We start from the raw sequence: 4,453 nt of genomic DNA, 5'->3' as shown, positions 1-4,453 counted from the left end.
CCATCTAATATTTCTTTTTTAAACGTCCACACAGTTCCATCTGGCAAGCAAAAAGATGGCTGGTTTCCTTCAGATAATCGCTCGACATTTTGCAAATTCTTGCCATGAGATAATATCTCCCAACAAAGATTTGCATTTTGCAGATCAGTCCCAATAATCTGGTAACATAGCTCATCCATACGATGATTCATAAGTACAACCACGCCATCAGGACGGGCAAAGCAGAGTCCCGTTGTCAAATGGTCGATACTCTCCTTGATTGACGAGCTTGTAATAGAATGACTGCGATAATCATATTCTCTTATAATTATAAATGCAAGATAGCTAGCAATAGCAAGCATCAATAAAAGTAGAAAAACTACGGGTATTTCAATTATCCATTTACTGTAAGGTGACATAATTAAGCCTTCACGGAAAATTGCAGCGAGGAGAGCTGTTACTGCTAAACACAATATACTACAGCAAGGCACTAGTATTTTAGGAAGTAATTTATCTCTTCCATAAACTATTGAAATACAGTACATACTAGTACAAATCAAAATAAAAAATGTAGTAATTATCAATGCTCTTGGTTCTGGATTCAGCTCATAAAAACTCATTATACTTCACCTCCTCTAGAAATAAACACATCTATCATAACATCCTCGTCCTGTATTTCATAATCGATAATACCTTCAGAAAGTGCAAGCTCAGAAATGATTTCTTCTACAATTTTCTGATTGCATCCAATCTGAATACGAAGACTGATATCGCCTGTATTACATGACAACCTTATAAGCATTGCATTCATATCATATAATAGTGCTTCCACAATTTTTTCATAAAGGTCATAAACAGCAACTGCATTTTTCAATGGGACAGTTCCATCACAATCGCTGTCAAGTGAAGTTATAATATCACACAAGTTCAGATTATCCAAAGACTCTCTGACACAATACTCTAGCTCCTTTGCCGAAATCTCATAGCCTTCCTCACCTAACAAAAGCAGATTGCCACGGCGTTTGATATATGCACCCATCACACAGATTTTTGATATTAGGCTTTGGGCAATCTCAGGCTTATTATCTGCTTGCTTTAAATATTCTCTTACTTTAGAAAGCTGTGGTGAAACCTCCTTCGCGATACGGTCATAAAGCTTGCTCTTTTCCTCTGCCTTTATTTTTTGCTTTTTCAACTCCACCTCTGCTTTAAGTAGCTCGTTGTTTTCACTGAGCTGTTCTTGTATTTCCTGAAGCTCCTCCTGTAAATCAACGATTGTACTTATATCATCGCACCAAAGAACATGTCCTCCCGAAATCCTTTTGCTGTGGAGGATAGAATTATCATATTTAACAGGCTCTATTTCCGCACTTCTCATGAGTTTCTCACTAATAGGTTGTGATGAGCTAGATGTGAAGCGAGGTTTATAATTATCGTCGACAATTTGTGCCGCCACAGTAGATATTGTAAATAACTCTTTATAGTTGCTGTTTGAAGGAATCAGTCCACTTTGAATTGCACTTTCAATGAGCAAAACTATAATTATACAGTCTATCGCTGTTACATCACATTTTATTCTCATCCAAGCATAAAGCACCCAAAATACTATTGCCCCTGCTATAACAAAACAAGGCATACTCTTCAAAGGACTATTGCCCGGTGTACGGCTTTTTTTCAAAAGCATCACTACAAAATAAATGCTGAGAAAAATTATCCATGCCATCGTAATAAAATAAATGATTCCATATTCATAAACATTATAATCGATATCTTTTCCCACTGGAAAATAAAATAACATCTGATGAAGGTCATTAGTAAAAATACAAAGAAGCAAAAGAACTGCAGGGATAAACAGATAATTCATCCAGCTCGGTGTTTTGTAATTCTCCGGTTTTCCTATATAACTTATAACAAAAACGCCAAGCAACGGGATAAATATCATAGGTATATAATATGAGTACCAACAATAACGTCCTATCATAGTGTCTGTTTTCCCTATAAACTCCCATTTACATAAACGGACAGTCAACCAAAAAAGCATCATCACACCGACAGATACTAGAATCTGACGAATCTGTTTTTTCATAATTCGTCTATTCAAAGACACACACCATGCCATAACTAACGATATATGAATTACATTGCGAATTAGAATAAGTAGAATCAGCTTCAGTGGATCTTTCGTATGGATAAATGTATTATATCTACAAAGATATGCAATTAGTAAAAGTAGTGAAACACCGATAGAATACATGATTAATTTTTTTTGTGTCTTTTGCATATTTTCCCCTGCCCCCTGTATTTTTATTTATCTTCACCTTGATGATGAGCTTATACTTCCATTGTAATTATATTTAACAACTTTGTGATAGTGCTTTTTTGTAATTACTGCGCATTTGCTTATAATATTAAAAATCTCATCATTGTTATAAAAAGCGCTATAAAAATTATAATAAATAAAATTCCACATAAAGCCTTTCCAGTTTCTTTATTTTTTATCCTATAAATTAATGCCCTTACTAATATTAAACCTATTATTAAATAAGCAAATAACACTGTTAAATACCCCAAAATCTTTACAAATTCTTGAGTTCCTAATATATTATTTAGAATAGGAAAAATAATAGCCAAAATAATTGAAACGGCTATATATATTACAATTATTTTCTTGATTGTATTTAATTCTTTAAATTTTTTCATATCAAAATTCCTCCCTATAAAACAGATTATTATCATTTCTCATCCTGATCATAAAGACACAGTTTTTTCCAATTATTAGCTTTAATATTCTCATATTTCAGAGATTGCTCTGTCCCCTCTTTCACTGCCAGTTTTTGAACAGCAGAATATCCAATCGACGCGTATTTCTCCTCTTCCAAATGCATAACTGAACCAGCATGAAAAATCGATAAAACAGAGTATGGGATGCCACTATGCTTATGAATGCAAATTTTCTGTATTATACCATAAGGTGCATCATCTACTGTCACCTCAAATAATGGGACTAGATTCTGTGCAAAATCCTCCTCATCCTGATAAGGAATTCCTATAAATTTCATCTTTTTTTCATCAAATTTCCAGTGAATCTCTGCCCAGTCATTACCTATCAATTTCAGAAAATCTAAACACGATTCAATATATTTTTGCATCTGCTCTCCACGAATATCATAAACTTTAGCCAGCGACTGAATGGCAACTTCCCACCATTCCTTCCTTGAATCATAAACTGCTTTATATTTAGCATGAGGATTAGTTCGATATATCCACTTGCCATCAACTACTTTATCCTCTACGAACTTCCATTTACTCTCCAATTTTTTGCGGTTTGTCAGCTCATAATTTTGTCCCCATCTTTCTGCGATGAGCTTGAGTAAATACCAACGAAATTCTTCTGCATCATGGCTCGAAAAAAGCTTCACATATCCACTACTTCTTTCTCTAGGTTCATCTGCAAAATATTCTTTATTTACTGAATCGTATCCATATATCATCGGCAAAATATATGGTCTTTTTATAAAATCTTCTGATATTCCCATTTGAGTGATATCTTTGTCTAGTTGTTTTGAAATTGGGCCACAGCAAGAAAATACAGATAACTTCTCAGATTTTTCTGCCTCTACAGTTTTTTTAGTCATCTGCGAAACATTTTTTCTTTTCTTTTTATTAAATTTTATCCACATAATGCTCCTCCTTTCAGATTCAATGTGATTATGTAATTATTATATTATTCTTTATTATATCTAACAATTTAATTTCTTTTTCTATTTTTACGCTTTAGCTCTTGAATCAATTCCTCAGGCAAGCTTAGATATTCAAAAGCACCAAAGTCATATTGAGGTTCACTATATATATTATACTTATCAAGATTTTTAGATTTTTCTGCATTTAAAATTTTTTCGATTTTTTGTACATACATTTCTGGTGTAATTGACCAACAAGCAAATTTAACTTCACTTAAAGTTATCTTTTCTCGTGGATTAATCTTAGTACTTCTTACAGAATAAGGTGGTCCGAATCCCCATCCACCATAAGTAGTAGTCCCAACCTCGATTGTATATGTATCTTTATATTTACATAGAAATGATATCTGCCAACAAACACCATTTGTCACACTAGCATCAAGCATAATAGCCCATTGATTATAAACTTTTTTATTATCTGTTGTAGATTTATTGCGATTCATCATAGTTATTGTTCTCCTTTCAATATATTTAAATCCTTTTGTAATATAGTATTTTATCTTAGTATTTTTTTGTTACTAAGTTTTATTGATTAAATATTAGTCTCTTTTTTTATAAAAGTCAACTACTTTTTAATAAAAATATCTAGTTGCAAATTTCTTTATAAATACAACTAGATATTTTTAAATATTATATGTTATGTTGAAATATCCTCCTGTATTTCTATTTATCAACTCCTATTTTTCTGAAATATGTGCTATATCTGATAACAATAATTCTATTTTCATTTATTT

Annotated in this window: 5 protein-coding genes; all 5 read right to left on the bottom strand. The window is 32.3% G+C overall.

The window, feature by feature from the left end; genetic code table 11:
* Window positions 1-599 (bottom strand): hypothetical protein (locus ACI3VO_RS07185; protein WP_439757253.1); only part of this gene is annotated, 599 nt, incomplete at its 3' end.
* Window positions 599-2,260: a histidine kinase N-terminal 7TM domain-containing protein gene (locus ACI3VO_RS07180; RefSeq protein ID WP_439757252.1), complete on the bottom strand. Its 1,662-nt coding sequence runs from the start codon at window positions 2,258-2,260 to the stop codon at window positions 599-601. The genes ACI3VO_RS07185 and ACI3VO_RS07180, both read right to left, overlap by 1 nt.
* Before the next feature lie 119 nt (window positions 2,261-2,379).
* Entirely contained in the window at window positions 2,380-2,679 is a 300-nt protein-coding gene (locus ACI3VO_RS07175) for a hypothetical protein (protein WP_439757251.1), read from the bottom strand.
* Window positions 2,680-2,711: 32 nt separating this feature from the next.
* The gene (locus tag ACI3VO_RS07170) at window positions 2,712-3,659 is read right to left on the bottom strand and encodes a hypothetical protein (protein ID WP_439757250.1); all 948 of its coding nucleotides are present in this window, start codon (window positions 3,657-3,659) and stop codon (window positions 2,712-2,714) included.
* A 68-nt stretch (window positions 3,660-3,727) separates the two neighbouring features.
* On the bottom strand, window positions 3,728-4,165 hold the full coding sequence (locus ACI3VO_RS07165; RefSeq protein ID WP_439757249.1) for a hypothetical protein: 438 nt from the start codon (window positions 4,163-4,165) through the stop codon (window positions 3,728-3,730).
* Window positions 4,166-4,453 lie beyond the last annotated feature (288 nt).

Origin of the sequence: Intestinibacter sp., from assembly GCF_051866655.1 — a bacterium.
GTDB lineage: Bacteria > Bacillota > Clostridia > Peptostreptococcales > Peptostreptococcaceae > Intestinibacter.
The sequence above is the reverse complement of the archived record's forward strand: the minus strand, read 5'-3'. Positions and strand labels throughout refer to the sequence as shown.